Source organism: Mycobacterium parascrofulaceum ATCC BAA-614 (genome assembly GCF_000164135.1).
Lineage (GTDB): Bacteria > Actinomycetota > Actinomycetes > Mycobacteriales > Mycobacteriaceae > Mycobacterium > Mycobacterium parascrofulaceum.
This window is the reverse complement of record NZ_GG770553.1, coordinates 1,312,738-1,328,072: the sequence shown is the minus strand read 5'-3', so window position 1 is coordinate 1,328,072 and position 15,335 is coordinate 1,312,738. Positions and strand designations below refer to the sequence as shown.

Annotated in this window: 14 protein-coding genes and 1 pseudogene; 6 read left to right on the top strand and 9 right to left on the bottom strand. The window is 67.0% G+C overall.

Annotated elements, in window-relative coordinates:
- Window positions 1–3 precede the first annotated feature (3 nt).
- The 5 genes from lpdA to exaC are packed head-to-tail and all read right to left on the bottom strand — an operon-like array spanning window position 4 to window position 4,293.
- Window positions 4–1,398 carry a dihydrolipoyl dehydrogenase gene (gene lpdA, locus HMPREF0591_RS06250; protein WP_040621938.1) on the bottom strand — a complete coding sequence of 465 codons (1,395 nt, stop codon included), beginning with the start codon at window positions 1,396–1,398 and terminating at the stop codon, window positions 4–6.
- 33 nt (window positions 1,399–1,431) lie between these two features.
- Entirely contained in the window at window positions 1,432–2,001 is a 570-nt protein-coding gene (locus tag HMPREF0591_RS06245; RefSeq protein ID WP_007167602.1) for a hypothetical protein, read from the bottom strand.
- 2 nt (window positions 2,002–2,003) lie between these two features.
- The gene (locus tag HMPREF0591_RS06240) at window positions 2,004–2,282 is read right to left on the bottom strand and encodes a putative holin (RefSeq protein WP_170826100.1); all 279 of its coding nucleotides are present in this window, start codon (window positions 2,280–2,282) and stop codon (window positions 2,004–2,006) included.
- A 19-nt stretch (window positions 2,283–2,301) separates the two neighbouring features.
- Window positions 2,302–2,769 (bottom strand): DUF779 domain-containing protein, encoded by a 468-nt coding sequence (locus HMPREF0591_RS06235; RefSeq protein WP_007167600.1) that lies wholly within the window; start codon window positions 2,767–2,769, stop codon window positions 2,302–2,304.
- Window positions 2,770–4,293, bottom strand: coding sequence for an acetaldehyde dehydrogenase ExaC (gene exaC, locus HMPREF0591_RS06230; RefSeq protein WP_007167599.1), 1,524 nt, complete (start codon window positions 4,291–4,293; stop codon window positions 2,770–2,772).
- A gap of 66 nt (window positions 4,294–4,359) precedes the next feature.
- Here exaC and HMPREF0591_RS06225 point away from each other — a divergent pair, with 66 nt between their 5' ends.
- From HMPREF0591_RS06225 to HMPREF0591_RS06210, 4 genes are read left to right on the top strand one after another with little or no spacing between them, the layout of a single operon-like run.
- Window positions 4,360–6,405, top strand: coding sequence for a prolyl oligopeptidase family serine peptidase (locus tag HMPREF0591_RS06225; RefSeq protein WP_007167598.1), 2,046 nt, complete (start codon window positions 4,360–4,362; stop codon window positions 6,403–6,405).
- Between the two features lie 10 nt (window positions 6,406–6,415).
- A complete protein-coding gene (locus tag HMPREF0591_RS06220) occupies window positions 6,416–6,727 on the top strand; it encodes a hypothetical protein (RefSeq protein ID WP_007167597.1) in 312 nt (103 codons plus the stop codon).
- Window positions 6,728–6,734: 7 nt separating this feature from the next.
- Complete coding sequence (locus HMPREF0591_RS06215) at window positions 6,735–7,652, top strand: crotonase/enoyl-CoA hydratase family protein (protein WP_007167596.1); 918 nt, start codon at window positions 6,735–6,737, stop codon at window positions 7,650–7,652.
- 52 nt (window positions 7,653–7,704) lie between these two features.
- Window positions 7,705–8,202 carry a DUF5078 domain-containing protein gene (locus HMPREF0591_RS06210; protein ID WP_007167595.1) on the top strand — a complete coding sequence of 166 codons (498 nt, stop codon included), beginning with the start codon at window positions 7,705–7,707 and terminating at the stop codon, window positions 8,200–8,202.
- Window positions 8,203–8,515: 313 nt separating this feature from the next.
- Here HMPREF0591_RS06210 and HMPREF0591_RS06205 read toward each other — a convergent pair whose 3' ends face one another.
- The 3 genes from HMPREF0591_RS06205 to HMPREF0591_RS06195 form a co-directional block, all read right to left on the bottom strand.
- Window positions 8,516–11,446 carry an MMPL/RND family transporter gene (locus HMPREF0591_RS06205; protein ID WP_007167593.1) on the bottom strand — a complete coding sequence of 977 codons (2,931 nt, stop codon included), beginning with the start codon at window positions 11,444–11,446 and terminating at the stop codon, window positions 8,516–8,518.
- Window positions 11,443–11,991, bottom strand: a complete 549-nt coding sequence (locus tag HMPREF0591_RS06200) for an MmpS family transport accessory protein (RefSeq protein ID WP_007167592.1) — start codon at window positions 11,989–11,991, stop codon at window positions 11,443–11,445. Before HMPREF0591_RS06200 ends, HMPREF0591_RS06205 begins: the two co-directional genes overlap by 4 nt.
- Window positions 11,992–12,063: 72 nt before the next feature.
- Complete coding sequence (locus tag HMPREF0591_RS06195; RefSeq protein WP_085981523.1) at window positions 12,064–12,753, bottom strand: TetR/AcrR family transcriptional regulator; 690 nt, start codon at window positions 12,751–12,753, stop codon at window positions 12,064–12,066.
- Window positions 12,754–12,837: 84 nt separating this feature from the next.
- Between HMPREF0591_RS06195 and HMPREF0591_RS06190 the strand changes: the two genes are divergently transcribed.
- On the top strand, window positions 12,838–14,568 hold the full coding sequence (locus HMPREF0591_RS06190; RefSeq protein ID WP_007167590.1) for a cytochrome c biogenesis protein DipZ: 1,731 nt from the start codon (window positions 12,838–12,840) through the stop codon (window positions 14,566–14,568).
- Between the two features lie 99 nt (window positions 14,569–14,667).
- The gene (locus HMPREF0591_RS06185) at window positions 14,668–15,054 is read left to right on the top strand and encodes a hypothetical protein (protein ID WP_007167589.1); all 387 of its coding nucleotides are present in this window, start codon (window positions 14,668–14,670) and stop codon (window positions 15,052–15,054) included.
- A gap of 2 nt (window positions 15,055–15,056) precedes the next feature.
- Here HMPREF0591_RS06185 and HMPREF0591_RS06180 read toward each other — a convergent pair.
- Window positions 15,057–15,335 (bottom strand): annotated as a pseudogene (locus HMPREF0591_RS06180) (hypothetical protein); the annotation flags it as partial.

The window sequence follows — 15,335 nt, the reverse complement described above, 5'->3', positions numbered from 1 at the left end:
GATTCAGAAGTTGATCATGTGGCCGACCAGGCCGTGGAAGCACTCCTGCAGCGCCTCGGACATGGTCGGGTGGGTGTGCACGTTGCGGGCCAGCTCCGTGGCGGTCAGGTCCCACTTCTGCGCCAGCGTCAGCTCGGGCAGCAGCTCGGACACGTCGTGGCCGATCAGGTGCCCGCCCAGCAGCTCCAGGTGCTTGGCGTCGGCGATCAGCTTGACGAAGCCGCTGGGATCGCCCAGGCCGTGGGCCTTGCCGTTGGCGGTGAACGGGAACTTCGCCACCACCACGTCGTGGCCCTCGTCGCGGGCCTGCTGCTCGGTCAGCCCGAAGCTGGCCACCTGCGGCTGGCAGAACGTCGCCCGCGGCAGCATCCGGTAGTCGCCCAGGGCCAAAGTCTCTGCGCCGGCAATGGTTTCGGCGGCCACCACGCCCATGGCCTCGGCGACGTGCGCCAGCATCAGCTTGCCGGTGACGTCACCGATGGCGTAGATGTGCGGCACGCTGGTGATCATGTAGTCGTTGATCCCGATGGCCTTGCGGTCGGTCAGCGCGACGCCGGCCTGCTCCAGCCCGAAGCCCTCGACGTTGGGTGCGAAACCGATGGCCTGCAACACCTTTGCGGCCTTGAGTTCCTCGGAATTGCCGTCCTTGCTGACCACCACGGTCACTTCGGAGCCGTTGTCGGTGATGGATTCGACCTTGGTCCCGGTGCGGATCTTGATGCCCAGCTTCTTGAACTGCTTCTCGATCTCCTTGGAGACGTCGGCGTCCTCGTTGGGCAGCGCGCGCGGCAGGAACTCCACGATGGTGACGTCGACGCCGTAGTTGCTCAGCACGTAGCCGAACTCCATGCCGATGGCGCCGGCGCCGGCGATGACGATCGACTCGGGCAGCTCGCGGGACAGGATCTGCTCTTCGTAGGTGACCACGTTGGCCGACAGCGACGTGCCGGGCACCAGCCGGGTGCTGCTGCCGGTGGCGATGATGGCGTTGTCGAACGTGACGGTCTCGGTGCCACCGTCGTTGAGGTCGACGGACAACGTGTTCGCGTCGGTGAACCTGCCGTAGCCGTGGATCTCGGTGATCTTGTTCTTCTTCATCAGGAAGTGCACGCCCGCGACCCGGCCCTCGGCCACCTTGCGGCTGCGGTCGAAGGCGACGCCGTAGTCGAAGGTCGCCTCGCCGCTCATCCCGAACGTCTTGGCCTCTTTGCTGAAGATCTGCACCAACTCGGCGTTGCGCAGCAGCGCCTTGGACGGGATGCAGCCGACGTTGAGGCAGACTCCGCCCCAGTACTTCGGCTCGACGATTGCGGTGTTCAGGCCGAGCTGTGCGGCGCGGATGGCTGCGACATATCCGCCGGGACCGGCCCCGAGGACGACGACGTCAAAATGGGTCACGGCCACTACCCTAGTGGCCGCCCGGGCCGGGCGTTAATACGGAATGAGGCCGACGAGGCAGTGGCCCACCCGGGCGCAGTGGTAGTAGCCGAGCACGGGCGCCGCGGCGGCCAGCGAGGCGAACGGCGCCGACATAACCGCCAGCGACAGCGCCGAGACCACCGGCCTGCCCTCGGCCATCGCGAGCAGCACGCCACCGACCGCGCAGGCCACCACATACACCAGGACGGCGAACAGCGCCGCGGTCTGGTCGGCCGAGTGGTACCACCAATAGGACAGGCCGAACCCGGCGACGGCCGCCGCGGACCACACGCCGAGCAGGACCAGCAGCAGCTTCCACCACTTCAGGTAGAAGTAGCGCCCGGGAACCGTGACCGGTTGCACCGGCGCGATGGCGGATTCGTCGTCGGCGCCGGGCCCCTCGGCTGCCGGCTCGGGGGCCGGCTCGGGGGCCGGCGGCTCGTCCGTCGCGGCGGGCCGCTCGCCGGTGTCGTCGGAGAAATCCGGCGTCCACGACTGGGTGCCGGGGTCGTCGTCGGAGTCGGCGAAGTCGGGCTTCCACGCCTGGGTGCCCGGGTTTGACGGGGTGTTGTCGTCGGCCACGGTCAGCCCCCGGAGGTCACGCGCAGGGCGACGAGCACACCGAACCAGCCCGGGGCCACCGACAGGACGAACGCGCCCAGGGCCGTCACCCACCGGCGTCCGGAGAACAGGATCGTCACCAGCCCGGCGACAGTCGGGATCCCGACCACCGACGCGATGGCGAAGGCCGGGCGGACGTCGCCATGGGCCATCACGGCGAAGCCCACCCCCGCAAGCAACCCGACCGCGGCGCCGATCAGCATGGCGCCGGCCAACAACCGCGGACGCGGGAGCGGGATCACGCCTTCGACATTACTGCGGTCACCGACCCGGAGGGCACGTTCGCAGCGCCGGGTCGGTCACCACCTGCCCGCGCACGCAAGGGCGTTCGCCACGTTCGTAATCGGCGCCGGTGATCGCCGGCGTCCGGCGCAGCTCGGCCTGTTCGTCGTCGGTGAAGACGCGGCCGCGGGACAGAAACCGCACCCCCTCGGGCGCCTCCAGGCTGAAGCCGCCGCCGCGGCCCGGGACCACGTCGATGACCAGCTGGGTGTGCTTCCAGGTCTCGTACTGCGGGCCCGAGATCCACACCGGCACCCCGTCCCCGACGTCGAGCACACCGAGCAGCACGTCGCGGTCGCCGACGATGAAGTCCCCGCGCGGGTAACACATCGGCGACGACCCGTCGCAGCAGCCGCCGGACTGGTGGAACATCACCGGGCCGTGCCGGTCCTGCAGCCGTGCCAGCATCTCGGCGGCGGCGGCGGTGATGACGGCCCCCGCGACCATCTAGAAGAACCCCTGCGCCTTGTCGGAGTAGGACACCATCAGGTTCTTGGTCTGCTGGTAGTGGTCGAGCATCATCTTGTGGTTCTCCCGGCCGATGCCCGACTGCTTGTAGCCGCCGAAGGCGGCGTGCGCGGGGTAGGCGTGGTAGCAGTTGACCCACACCCGGCCGGCCTGGATGTCGCGCCCGGCCCGGTAGGCGGTGTTGCCGTCGCGGCTCCACACCCCCGCGCCCAGGCCGTACAGGGTGTCGTTGGCGATCGAGATCGCGTCGTCGTAGTCGGAGAACGACGTCACCGCCACCACCGGGCCGAAGATCTCCTCCTGGAAGATCCGCATCTTGTTGTTGCCGGCGAAGATCGTCGGCTGCATGTAGTAGCCGCCGGACAGGTCGCCACCCAGTTCGGCGCGCTCGCCGCCGCAAAGGACCCTCGCACCTTCCTCTTTGCCGATCTCGATGTAGGACAACACCTTTTCCAGCTGGTCGTTGGAGGCCTGCGACCCCAGCATGGTCTCGGTGTCCAGCGGGTCGCCCTGGCGCACCGCCTTGGTCCGGATCGCGGCCAGCTCCAGGAACTCGTCGTAGATGTCGGACTGGATCAGGCTGCGCGACGGGCAGGTGCACACCTCGCCCTGGTTGAGCGCGAACATGGTGAAACCCTCGAGCGCCTTGTCCTGGAAGTCGTCGTTTCTGCCCATCACGTCGGAGAAGAAGATGTTGGGGCTCTTGCCGCCGAGCTCCAGCGTGACCGGGATCAGGTTCTGCGAGGCGTACTGCATGATCAGCCGCCCGGTGGTGGTTTCGCCGGTGAAGGCGATCTTGGCGATCCGGTTGCTGGACGCCAGCGGCTTGCCCGCCTCGGCGCCGAACCCGTTGACCACGTTGACCACCCCGGCGGGCAACAGGTCGCCGATCAGCGACATCAGGTAGAGCACCGAGACCGGCGTCTGCTCGGCGGGTTTGAGCACCACCGCGTTGCCGGCCGCCAGCGCGGGCGCCAGCTTCCAGGTGGCCATCAGGATCGGGAAGTTCCACGGGATGATCTGGCCGACCACGCCCAGCGGCTCGTGGAAGTGGTAGGCGACGGTGTCCTCGTCGATTTGGGACAGCGAGCCCTCCTGGGCGCGGATCGCCCCGGCGAAGTAGCGGAAATGGTCGACGGCCAGCGTGATGTCGGCGCCCAGCGCCTCGCGGATCGGCTTGCCGTTGTCCCACACCTCGGCGACCGCCAGCGCGGCCTTGTTCTGCTCGATCCGGTCGGCGATCTTGTTGAGGATCGCCGCGCGCTCGGCCGGCGGGGTCTTGCCCCACGCCCGGGCCGCACCGTGGGCGGCGTCGAGCGCCTTGTCGACATCGGCCTCGTCGGAGCGGGCCACCTCGCAGAACGGCTGGCCGGTGACCGGCGTCGGGTTCTCGAAGTAGCGGCCCTGCGCCGGCGGGACCCACTGGCCACCGATGAAGTTGTCGTAGCGGGATTCGTACGACATCAACGCCCCAGCGGAACCTGGACGTGCGAAAACAGTCATCCGCTCTCACTCCTCGTTCGCCTGTGTAATACACCTCACACTACCGCCGGAGGCCACAATGGCTCCATGACGTCACAAGCCGCCGCTACCCCCGACGACGCCCACGACCCCTACCTGTGGCTCGAGGACGTCACCGGCGACGAGGCGCTGGACTGGGTGCGGGCGCAAAACGAGCCCACGCTGGCGGCGTTGCGCGACGAGGAGTTCGAGCGGATGCGCGCCGAGGCGCTCGAGGTGCTCGACACCGACGCCCGGATCCCGTACGTGGTCCGCCGCGGCGAGTACCTCTACAACTTCTGGCGCGACGCCGCCAACCCGCGCGGCCTGTGGCGGCGCACCACGCTGGACAGCTACCGCAGCGATTCCCCCGACTGGGACGTGCTGATCGACGTAGATGAACTAGGGCGAGCGGACGACGAGAATTGGGTGTGGGCCGGCGCCGGCGTCATCGAACCGGAGTACACCCGCGCCCTGGTCGCGCTGTCCAGGGGCGGCTCCGACGCCTCCGTCGTGCGCGAATTCGACATGGCGACAAGGGAATTCGTTGACGACGGGTTCGCCCTGCCGGAGGCCAAGTCGCAGCTGGCCTGGGTGGACATCGACACCGTCCTGGTGGGCACGGACTTCGGCGACGGTTCGCTGACCGATTCGGGCTACCCGCGGGTGATCAAGCGGTGGCGCCGGGGCACCCCGCTGAGCGAGGCGCGGACCGTGTTCGAGGGCGCCCGCACCGACGTCAGGGTGTCCGCCTCCGTGGACCGCACCCCCGGGTTCGAGCGCACCCTGCTCGGGCGGGCCCTGGACTTCTGGAACGAAGAGGTCTACGAACTGCGGGGCCTGCCGGAGGGCCCCGAGCTGATCCGGATCGACGCGCCCACCGACGCGAGCCTGTCGATACACCGCGAATGGCTGCTGATCGAGCTGCGCACCGATTGGTTCTACGGCGCCAACAGCTATCCCGCCGGGTCCCTGCTGGCGGTCGAATACGAGGCATTCCTCTCCGGGACAACCGAGTTGAGCGTGGTGTTCGAGCCCGACGAGCACACCGCGCTGAATCACTACGCGTGGACACGCGACCGCCTGCTGATGGTCACCCTCGCCGACGTGGCCAGCCGGGTGGAGATCGTCACCCCCGGTGAGTGGCGCCGCGAGCCCGTCCCCGGCATCCCGGAGGCGGCCAACACCGTCGTCGTCGCCGCCGACGACACCGGCGACGAGTTCTTCCTGGACTCCAGCGGATTCGTCACCCCGTCGCGGCTGATGCGCGGCACCGGCGCCGGCCCACTCGACCAGGTCAAGTCCGCGCCGGCGTTCTTCGACGCCGAAAACATGACGGTGGCACAGTATTTCGTGCCCTCGCAGGACGGCACCCCGATCCCGTACTTCGTGGTGCGGCCGGCCGGCGCGCGCGGCCCCGGCCCGACCATGCTGTACGGCTACGGCGGTTTCGAATCCGCCAACACCCCCGCCTACAGCGGCGTGCTCGGCCGGCTGTGGCTGGCCCGCGGTGGCACCTACGTGCTGGCCAACATCCGCGGCGGCGGCGAGTACGGGCCCGGCTGGCACACCCAGGCGATGCGCGAGGGCCGGCACAAGGTCGCCGAGGACTTCGCCTCGGTGGCAACCGATCTGGTGAACCGCGGCATCACGACCGTCGACCGGCTCGGCGCGCAGGGCGGCAGCAACGGCGGCCTGCTGATGGGCATCATGCTGACCCGGTACCCGGAGCGCTTCGGCGCGCTGGTCTGCAGCGTGCCGCTGCTGGACATGAAGCGCTACCACCTGTTGCTCGCGGGCGCCTCGTGGATGGCCGAATACGGCGACCCGGACAACCCAGACGACTGGGCGTTCATCTCCGAGTACTCGCCCTACCAGAACATCTCGGCCACGCGGCACTACCCGCCGGTGCTGATGACCACGTCCACCCGCGACGATCGGGTGCACCCCGGGCATGCCCGCAAGATGACGGCGGCGCTGCTGGCCGCCGGACACCGGGTCTTCTACTACGAGAACATCGAGGGCGGGCACGCCGGCGCCGCCGACAACCAGCAGGTCGCGTTCAAGGCCGCGCTGACCTACTCGTTCCTGTGGCGGATGCTGGCCGGGTCATAGGATCATCGACGTGTCAGCGACCCAACGCATCGAACTCACCCTGCTGGCGACCGGACTGATCTTCATCCTGGTATCGGCGGCGCAGGCACGCTACCGCTTCATCCGCGACCGCCGGGCCGGCCGGCGGTTCTACTGGGCGACGGCGGTCATCGGCACCGTCTGTTTCGCGCTCGGCACCGGCAAGATCTGGCCCAACGCCGTCGCCGTGGCGGTGATCTTCTCCGGCCTCCTCGCCCTGTCGGCCTACCTGACGACGCCGTACCTCAAGATCGGCGACCGCATCTACGCGTCGTCACCGGAAAACCGTCAGCCCGACCCGTAAGGAAGCCATGCCAACCACGGACTTCGAGACGCTCCTGTACACGACGGCCGGTCCGGTTGCCACCATCACGTTGAACCGCCCGGAGCAGCTCAACACCATCGTGCCGCCGATGCCCGACGAGATCGAGGCGGCCGTCGGGCTGGCGGAGCGCGACCCGGCCGTCAAGGTCATCGTGCTGCGCGGCGCCGGCCGGGCCTTCTCCGGCGGCTACGACTTCGGTGGTGGCTTCGTCCACTGGGGCGACGCGATGATGACCGACGGCCGGTGGGACCCCGGCAAGGACTTCGCGATGGTCACCGCCCGCGAGACCGCGCCGACGCAGAAATTCATGGCCATCTGGCGGGCGTCCAAGCCGGTCATTGCGCAGGTGCACGGCTGGTGCGTCGGCGGGGCCAGCGACTACGCGCTGTGCGCGGACCTGGTCATCGCCAGTGACGACGCGGTGATCGGCACCCCGTACAGCCGGATGTGGGGCGCCTACCTGAGCGGGATGTGGCTCTACCGGCTCAGCTTCGCCAAGGTCAAGTGGCATTCGCTGACCGGGCGGCCGCTGACCGGCGCGCAGGCCGCCGAGATCGAGCTGATCAACGAGGCGGTGCCGTTCGAGCGCCTCGAGGCCCGGGTCGCCGAGGTCGCCGCCGAGCTGGCCCGGATCCCGCTGTCGCAGCTCCAGGCGCAGAAACTGATCGTCAACCAGGCCTACGAGAACATGGGGCTGGCCTCCACCCAGACCCTGGGCGGCATCCTCGACGGGCTGATGCGCAATACCCCCGACGCCCTGGACTTCATCCGGACCGCCGAAACCCACGGCGTGCGGGCGGCGGTCGAGCGGCGCGACGGTCCGTTCGGCGACTACAGCCAGGCCCCGCCGGAGCTGCGGCCCGATCCCTCGCACGTCATCGTGCCTGATCGTGGCCAATGCTGAGCTGAGCTAGGAACCTGTCCACCGGCGCTCAAAAAGTGTTACCGTAACAACTATGTCTCGGCTGAGTTCTGGCCTGCGTGCAGGCGTCGCTGTCCTCGCTTTGGGTATCGCCGCGACGGCGTTCCCGAAGGCCGCCGTCGCCGACTCCACGGAGGACTTCCCGATCCCGCGCAGGATGATCCACACCACCTGCGACGCCGAGCAGATCATGGCGGCCACCCGGGACACCAGCCCGGTGTACTACCAGCGCTACATGATCGACTTCGACAACCACCCGAACGTCCAGCAGGCGACGATCGACAAGGTGCACTGGTTCTACTCGTTGTCGCCGGAGGACCGCCGGACGTACTCCGAGAACTTCTACAACAACGACCCGCTGTGGTACGCGTGGCCGAACCACATGAAGCTCTTCTTCAACAACAAGGGCGTGGTCGCCAAGGCGACCGACGTGTGCGCCCAATACCCGCCCGGCGACATGTCGGTGTGGGACTGGTCCGAGCCCACCGGACCACCTGGCTGGCCCGGACCAGCCAAGGGCCGGGTTCAGTAATGCGGTGACGCCGCTCGGAACCGTTTCGGCCGAGTCGGCGTCGTCCTCCGCGGCAGCATGTACGTGAATCGCTGACTGCTGCGTCATGCCGATGCGTCGGCCGCCACCTGCGTCGGCCACCAGAACCGGCGGCCCATCAGCACGGCCACCGAGGGCATCATGAACGAACGCACGATCAATGTGGTGCCGAGCCGAACAACAGGCCCGGGCCGATCGTCGTGCCGTCTCACCGCGAAGTGTTCCGAACCACGTCCTGATTCCGATCGCAATCCTTCACGCCGGCAGGGATCTCGGACCCACGCACCTCGCGGGATCAGCGCGGCTGTACCACACCGCCCGCCGGGTGTTCCTCGACGTTCTTGAGGAGCAACTCGCGCACCGCGGGACGCGGTCCGTACGGTCGCAGCATGGTGCTCGCCGGCCGTGGCCGCACATGCTGCGGCCACCAGAACCAGCGCCCGAGCAAGGTGGCCAGCGATGGCGTCATGAACGACCGCACGATCAAGGTGTCGAACAACAAACCCAGCGCGATCGTCGTACCCACCTGGGCCATAACCCGCAACGGGCTGAATGCAAATGTGGCCATCGTCGCAGCAAACACCAGCCCGGCGGAGGTCACTACCGAGCCCGAACCGGCCACGGCGCGGATGATGCCCGTCCTCAGTCCCGCGTGAATCTCTTCTTTGAACCTCGATATCAGCAGGAGATTGTAGTCGGACCCCACCGCCAACAGCAGGATGATCGCCATGGCTAACACCATCCAATGCAGGTTGATGCCCAGGATGTACTGCCATAGCAGCACGGAGAGCCCGAACGAGGCGCCCAGCGACAGCAACACGGTTCCGACGATCACGAATGCCGCGACTAGGCTCCGGGTGATCACCAGCATGATGACGAAAATCAGCGTGGTCGCGGCGATTCCGGCGATCATCAGGTCCATGTTGGATCCGTCGCGCATGTCCTTATACGTCGCGGCGGTGCCGCCCAGGTAAACCTTGGCGCCCTCCCACGGGGTACCTTTGATCGCCTCGTGCACGGCCTGCTTGATCGGATCGATGTGGTTGACACCCTCGGGTGTGGCCGGGTCGCCTTCATGGGAGATAATCAGCCGGACGGCGTGCCCATCCGGCGAAATGAACTGTTTGAGACCTCGTGCGAAATCCGGGCTCTTGAACGCCTCCGGCGGCAGATAGAACGTGTCGTCGTTTTTTGCTCTGTCGAAGGCGTCGCCTTCTGCGGTGGCGTTGTCGGACTGTGCTTTGGCTTGGTCGTTGAGCCCCCTTGTGGTCGCGTAGTTCGACATGATGGTGTCGAGGTTGCGCTGCTGGCTCTCGATCTGCGGCGGTATCAGCTCGACGAGCCTGGGTTGAATCTGATCCAACTTGTCCAAATTAGCGCTGAGCTTCTCGATGTTGTCGCTCACCGCATCGATACCGTCGAGCGCGTCGAAGAGGGACCGCAGCGCCCAACATACTGGAACGTCATAGCAGTGTCTTTCCCAGTAAAAGTAGCTGCGGATCGGCCGGAAGAAGTCGTCGAAGTTGGCGATCTCGTCACGCAACTCCTCGGTTATCTTCACGGTTTCCTTCGTTAGCTTGGTGGTCTCATGCGTGGTGTTGGTGAGGTCCTGTGTGACCTGCATCTGCTCATGCAGCGTGGCCATCGTCTTGCGGAGCTCGTCCGCCTGCTTGAGCAGGTTGGCCGCCTGCTCGTCCTGATAGTGCTGGGTCTGAATCCGACCAGCGGCCTGAGCGCTCATCTGAAACCCGAGGGTGCTGTGGTCCAGCGGCGTGCCCAGCGGCCGGGTGATGGTCTGCACCCGGCCGATGCCGGGGATGTGGAACACCGCCTTGGCGACCTTTTCTAGGACCAGAAAGTCAGCTGGGTTACGCAAGTCATGATCGGTCTCAATCATCAACAACTCGGGATTCAACCGGGCCTGGTTGAAGTGCCGGTCGGCTGCCGCGTAGCCGACGTTGGCCGGAGTATCCGGCGGCAGAAAGTGGCGGGTGTCGTAGTCCGTCTTATAACCGGGCAGCGCGAGCAGACCGACGAGGGCAATCCCAATCGTGACCGCCAGGATAGGGGCGGGCCAGCGCACAACGGCGGTCCCGATTCGGCGCCAGCCCCGCGTCTGCAACTTTCGCTTCGGGTCCATCAGTTTAAAGAATGTGGCAATCGTGAGCACCGCTGGGCCCAAAGTCAACGCAGCGAAGACCGCGACCAGCATCCCGACGGCGCAGGGCACGCCCATCGTTTGGAAATACGGCAACCGGCAGAAACTCAAGCAGTACATCGCGCCGGCGATGGTCAGGCCTGAACCCAAGACCACATGCGCAGTACCATGAAACATGGTGTAAAACGCTTTTTCGCGCGTCTCACCCAACCCGCGCGCCTCGTGGTAGCGGCCTACGATAAAGATCGCGTAGTCGGTGCTGGCAGCGATCGCCAACAACACCAGCATATTGTTGGCGAAGGTGGACAGCCCCATGATCCCATAATTTCCCAGCGTCGCGACGACGCCCCGTGCCGCAGCCAACTCGATGAAGACCATGGCCAGCATGATCATCACGGTGCTCACCGACCGGTACACGATCAGCAGCATCACGATGATCACCAGGATCGTCACCATGGTGACTATTGCGATACCTTTTTCACCCGCGTGAGACTGATCGGCGATCAGCGGACCGGCCCCGGTGACATAGGCCTTGATCCCGGGTGGCGCGGGCACCGAGTCCACAATCTTCCGGACGGCTTCGGTCGACTCGGTGGCGAGGCTGCCGCCCATCCTGCCGGAAAGATAGACTTGGACGTACGCCGCCTTTTGGTCGTGGCTCTGGGAGCCCGCGGCGGTCAGCGGATCACTCCAGAAATCCTGGACGTGCTGAACGTGCCTGGTGTCTTGCTCGACCCGCTTGACGATTTCGTCGTAGTAGCGGTGCGCTTCGGCCCCCAGCGGCTGGTTGCCCTCCAGCACGATCATGGCCGAGGCATCGGAGTTGAATTCCTTGAACGTCGATCCGACGTGCATCATCGATTGGAACGAGGGCGCATCCGTCGGACTCTGCGACACCGCTTGATGCTTGGAGACGACCTCCAGCTGCGGGGCCACGGTGTTGGTGACGAACACGATGCCCAACCACACCAGGACGATCGGCAGGGCGAGCCGATGGATCATCCGCGGCAGGAACGGCGGGATCAGAGGCTGATCGACGCGCGGCGGGGCCTCGCCTGGCTCGCTCATGCGGACTTGTCCAGGCAGTAGACGAAGGGGTTCACGGTTTCGTTGGAGTGTGAGCGATTCGGAGCCTTGATGACGTCACCGTGCCCATCGTGGTTGTTTACGACGAACCTGCAGGCGATCCAACTGCCGTTGCCTTGCGCCACCAGGTTTGCCGGGATGCCGGGCTTCGTTGAACTCAAAACTATGCTCCAGGGTAGGGGCACGTTCAGTGCCTGCTGCGGATGGGAATTCTCGTCGAGGTAGTTGATGGTCGCCGTGCTCCCCGGCGAGCCCCAGACCTCGAGCGTGATCGTCTTAGCGTTGAACTGGTCGAGGACCTCGCCCGAGGTGCCACCACCGAACGACCCGCTGTGAACGCCGAAGACGCCGTGCAATCGATATACAACGAATCCCGACAGCGCGACGACAGCCGCGATCGTGAGCACCAACCAGAAACGTGCCAAAAGCCCTTTCTTGTTGGCGCGCCGCGGAGCGACCTTGTTGCCGTCACTACCCGCGGAGCCGTGCGTCATCAGCGGCTCGGTCGTCGGCTCAATCGTCGTCATGGGCGCTCCAATTCCTCCCCGTTTTCACCGGTTGCAGTGCGCCACGCCCCCGCCCCGGTCTTCCCTCTGCGTTCATTGCAATCCCTCGATGAGCCCTTCACAGGTGGCGGTCAGCAGGCGAGTGAGGGCGGATGCAAAATCCAGGTTCCATTCGGGGGGGACCACCACTCCCGGATCATCGGCATAGGCATCGTTGAGACGCTCCGGCGGGTTGGCGACCTGCCACAGCGTGGCCGCCAGCGAGTACGCGGCCAGCAAGATGTCCAGCGATCCCGAACGCCCAAGCGCCGGCAAAGCGCACTCGATCGAGTCGGCGAGCGAGAGCGTGGCGGCGGTTCTGATCCGCTTGACCTCGATCACCCGATCGGCGTCCACCTCGTGTTCCAGGTGCAGGTGCAGGTTCGCCAGCAGGTCGCAAAACAGCGGATCCTCGGCCAGGGCGTTGACCAGGGTCGCGGCGATTAGCGACGGCGACTTCGGGCCGGGCTCGGCCAGCTTCTCGGACACGGTGGTCGACCAGCGCACCCACCCCTCGGCGGAAAGGTGCAGCAGGACCTCTTTGTGGGAGCTGAAGTAGCGGCGGACGGCGGAGTAGTGGATGCCGGCCCGGCTGGCGACGGCCGTCAGCGTGACCGACGCGACGCCGGTCTCGAGCGCCAGTGAACGCGCGGCTTCCACGAGTGCCTCCGCACGTTGGCGCTTCTTCTCCTCGGTGCGGGCGCGCTGGAAGGTGAGTTGCGCCACCGGCCGAGCGTAACGCACGTGGTGTGATTTGTATAACGCACGGAGTGTGATTTGCGCCGGGTCACTTTGAACCTTCGGGGCCCGGTACAGGTGTAACTAACTATGCACACGATCGCGCTCATCGGATTCCTCGGCGGCCTCATCACCGGGATCTCGCCGTGCATCCTGCCGGTGCTTCCGGTGCTCCTGCTGTCGGGCGCGGGCGGCTCCCGGGGGATCAGTGGCGCCGCGCGGCCCTACCTGGTGATCGCCGGCCTGGTGTGCAGCTTCTCCGTGGCCACGCTGGTCGGCTCCGGCCTGCTGACGGCGCTGCATCTGCCGCAGGACGCGATCCGGTGGGCGGCGCTGGTGGTGTTGGTGTTGATCGGTGCGGGGTTGATCTTCCCGCCGCTGCAGCACCTCATCGAGCGACCGTTCGCGTACCTGCCGCAGCGTCAAATCGGCGCCAACGCAGACGGTTTCGGTCTCGGCCTGACGCTGGGCGCACTGTATGTGCCGTGCGCGGGCCCGGTGCTCGCGGCGATCGTGGTCGCCGGCGGCACGCAATCGATCGGTCCCGGCGCGCTGGTGTTGACTGCGACGTTCGCGCTCGGCAACGCGCTGCCGCTGCTGGCGTTCGCGCTCGCGGGGCGGCGCGTCGCCGAACGCGTCGCCGCGTTCCGCCGCCACCAGCGCGCGATCCAGATCGCCGGCGGGATCATGATGGTGGTGCTGGCCGTGGCGCTGGTCTTCAACCTGCCGGCGATGCTGCAGCGCGCCATCCCCGACTACACCACGGCCATGCAGCACGGGATCGGCGCCGACGAGCTCCAGCGCACGCTCAACCCCGCCCCGGCGACGCCGCCCGGGTCCGGCGGGCTGCGGCTGAGCCCGGCCGGGGTGAGCGTCACCGGCGCGCTGGCCGACTGCATGGACGGCGCCGCCCACTTGCAGCAGTGCGGCCCGGCCCCTGCCATCGCCGGCATCTCCGAATGGCTCAACACCCCGGACGGCAAACCGCTCGACCGGGAGGCGGTGCGCGGCAAGGTGGTCCTCGTGGACTTCTGGGCGTACTCGTGCATCAACTGCCAACGCGCCATCCCGCACGTCGTCGATTGGTACGACCGGTATCACGACGCCGGGTTCGTCGTGATCGGGGTGCACACCCCGGAGTACGCCTTCGAGCGGGTACCGGCCAACGTGGCCAGCGGCGCCGCCGCGCTGCACATCAGCTACCCCGTCGCGCTCGACAACGGCTACACGACCTGGAACAACTACCAAAACCTCTATTGGCCGGCCGAATACCTGATCGACGCCGACGGAACGGTCCGGCACACCAAGTTCGGCGAGGGCGACTACGACGGGACCGAAAAGCTGATCCGCGAGCTGTTGGTCGACGCCCACCCCGGCGCCGAACTGCCCGCGGCGACGCGGGCGGTCGACACCACCCCGCAGACCCGGCTCACCCCCGAGACCTATCTGGGCGTCGAGCGGGCCGAAAACTACGGTGGCACGGGCGATTACAAGGCCGGCACGGCGACGTTCGACTACCCCGCGTCGTTGCCCGGTGACAAGTTCGCGCTGCGCGGGCGGTGGAAGCTCGACGACCAGGGCGCCACCGCCGACGGCGACGGCGCCGCCGTCCGGCTGAACTACACCGCCGCCAAAGACGTCTACGTCGTCGTCGGCGGCACGGGCACCCTCACCGTGACCCGCGACGGAAAGACGACGACGACGCCGATCGGCGGGGCACCCACGCTGCATCGGATCGTCGCCGACGCCGACACCCGCGCCGATCAGCTCGACATGGGGGTAAGCCCTGGGCTGCAGGTGTTCTCGTTCACCTTCGGCTAGGCGCCAGTACGCCTCGCGAACCGTTTAGCCGCGGGTGGCGCGGGTACCGCAGCTGTGGGTGCTCGAGAGGATCGTGCGGCGGAACGGAGGCGCGTTGAGATGACCGACAATCGGGGAATCAGTGATCACAAGATCCGGGAAGACGATGTCTCGCGTCTCCCGTTCACCGCGGGGGTGGTGCTGGCCATATCTGCCGTGCTGTCCTTGATTCTCGGCTGGTACACGGTCGGCCATTGGCGGGCATGGCTTTTCATCGGCCTGGGCGCCGCCGTCGCGGCAACGAGCGTGCTGCTGCTGCTGCGGGTGCGGGGGGCGGCTCTGCTCGCCCTGGCCGCGGCGTTGGCCTCGTTGGTGATCTCGGCCATCTGGGCCACCTACTATTTTTGGTTCGGAATTTCGGTCATTTTGCTCGACGCCCTGGCAATTTTCGCGATCGTCAGGTCGAAAGCGCGTCTGCGGGCCGGAAAAGACCCACTTCGCACCTGATCTCAGCCCTCGCGCCGCAGGCCGCCGACTATCGCCACGACGACACCGGCGATCACCAGCGCGGCGCCGGCAAGCAGCGTCACGTCGAGCCATTGATGCATGCTCGCCTCCGCGTGGCCGACCATCACCTCGGCGATGCGGCGGATGTCACCGGTGGTGCGGTTGAGCGCGTCGTTGACGTAGCGGCCCGCCATCTCGATGCCCGCCCAGCCGGCGGCGCCGACCAGCAACGCGCAGACGCCAAGGCTGGCGAGCGCCTTGCCGCGCCGGCGGGCGGCGGC

Bases quoted from the DNA above. Each gene is read 5' to 3' on its own strand.
- HMPREF0591_RS06210 (WP_007167595.1), top strand. From the start codon at position 7,705: ATGTCTCGGCTGAGTTCTGGCCTGCGTGCAGGCGTCGCTGTCCTCGCT.
- HMPREF0591_RS06235 (WP_007167600.1), bottom strand. From the start codon at position 2,769: ATGGTCGCGGGGGCCGTCATCACCGCCGCCGCCGCCGAGATGCTGGCA.
- HMPREF0591_RS06185 (WP_007167589.1), top strand. From the start codon at position 14,668: ATGACCGACAATCGGGGAATCAGTGATCACAAGATCCGGGAAGACGAT.
- HMPREF0591_RS06190 (WP_007167590.1), top strand. From the start codon at position 12,838: ATGCACACGATCGCGCTCATCGGATTCCTCGGCGGCCTCATCACCGGG.
- HMPREF0591_RS06205 (WP_007167593.1), bottom strand. From the start codon at position 11,446: ATGAGCGAGCCAGGCGAGGCCCCGCCGCGCGTCGATCAGCCTCTGATC.
- HMPREF0591_RS06225 (WP_007167598.1), top strand. From the start codon at position 4,360: ATGACGTCACAAGCCGCCGCTACCCCCGACGACGCCCACGACCCCTAC.
- exaC (WP_007167599.1), bottom strand. From the start codon at position 4,293: ATGACTGTTTTCGCACGTCCAGGTTCCGCTGGGGCGTTGATGTCGTAC.
- HMPREF0591_RS06215 (WP_007167596.1), top strand. From the start codon at position 6,735: ATGCCAACCACGGACTTCGAGACGCTCCTGTACACGACGGCCGGTCCG.
- HMPREF0591_RS06200 (WP_007167592.1), bottom strand. From the start codon at position 11,991: ATGACGACGATTGAGCCGACGACCGAGCCGCTGATGACGCACGGCTCC.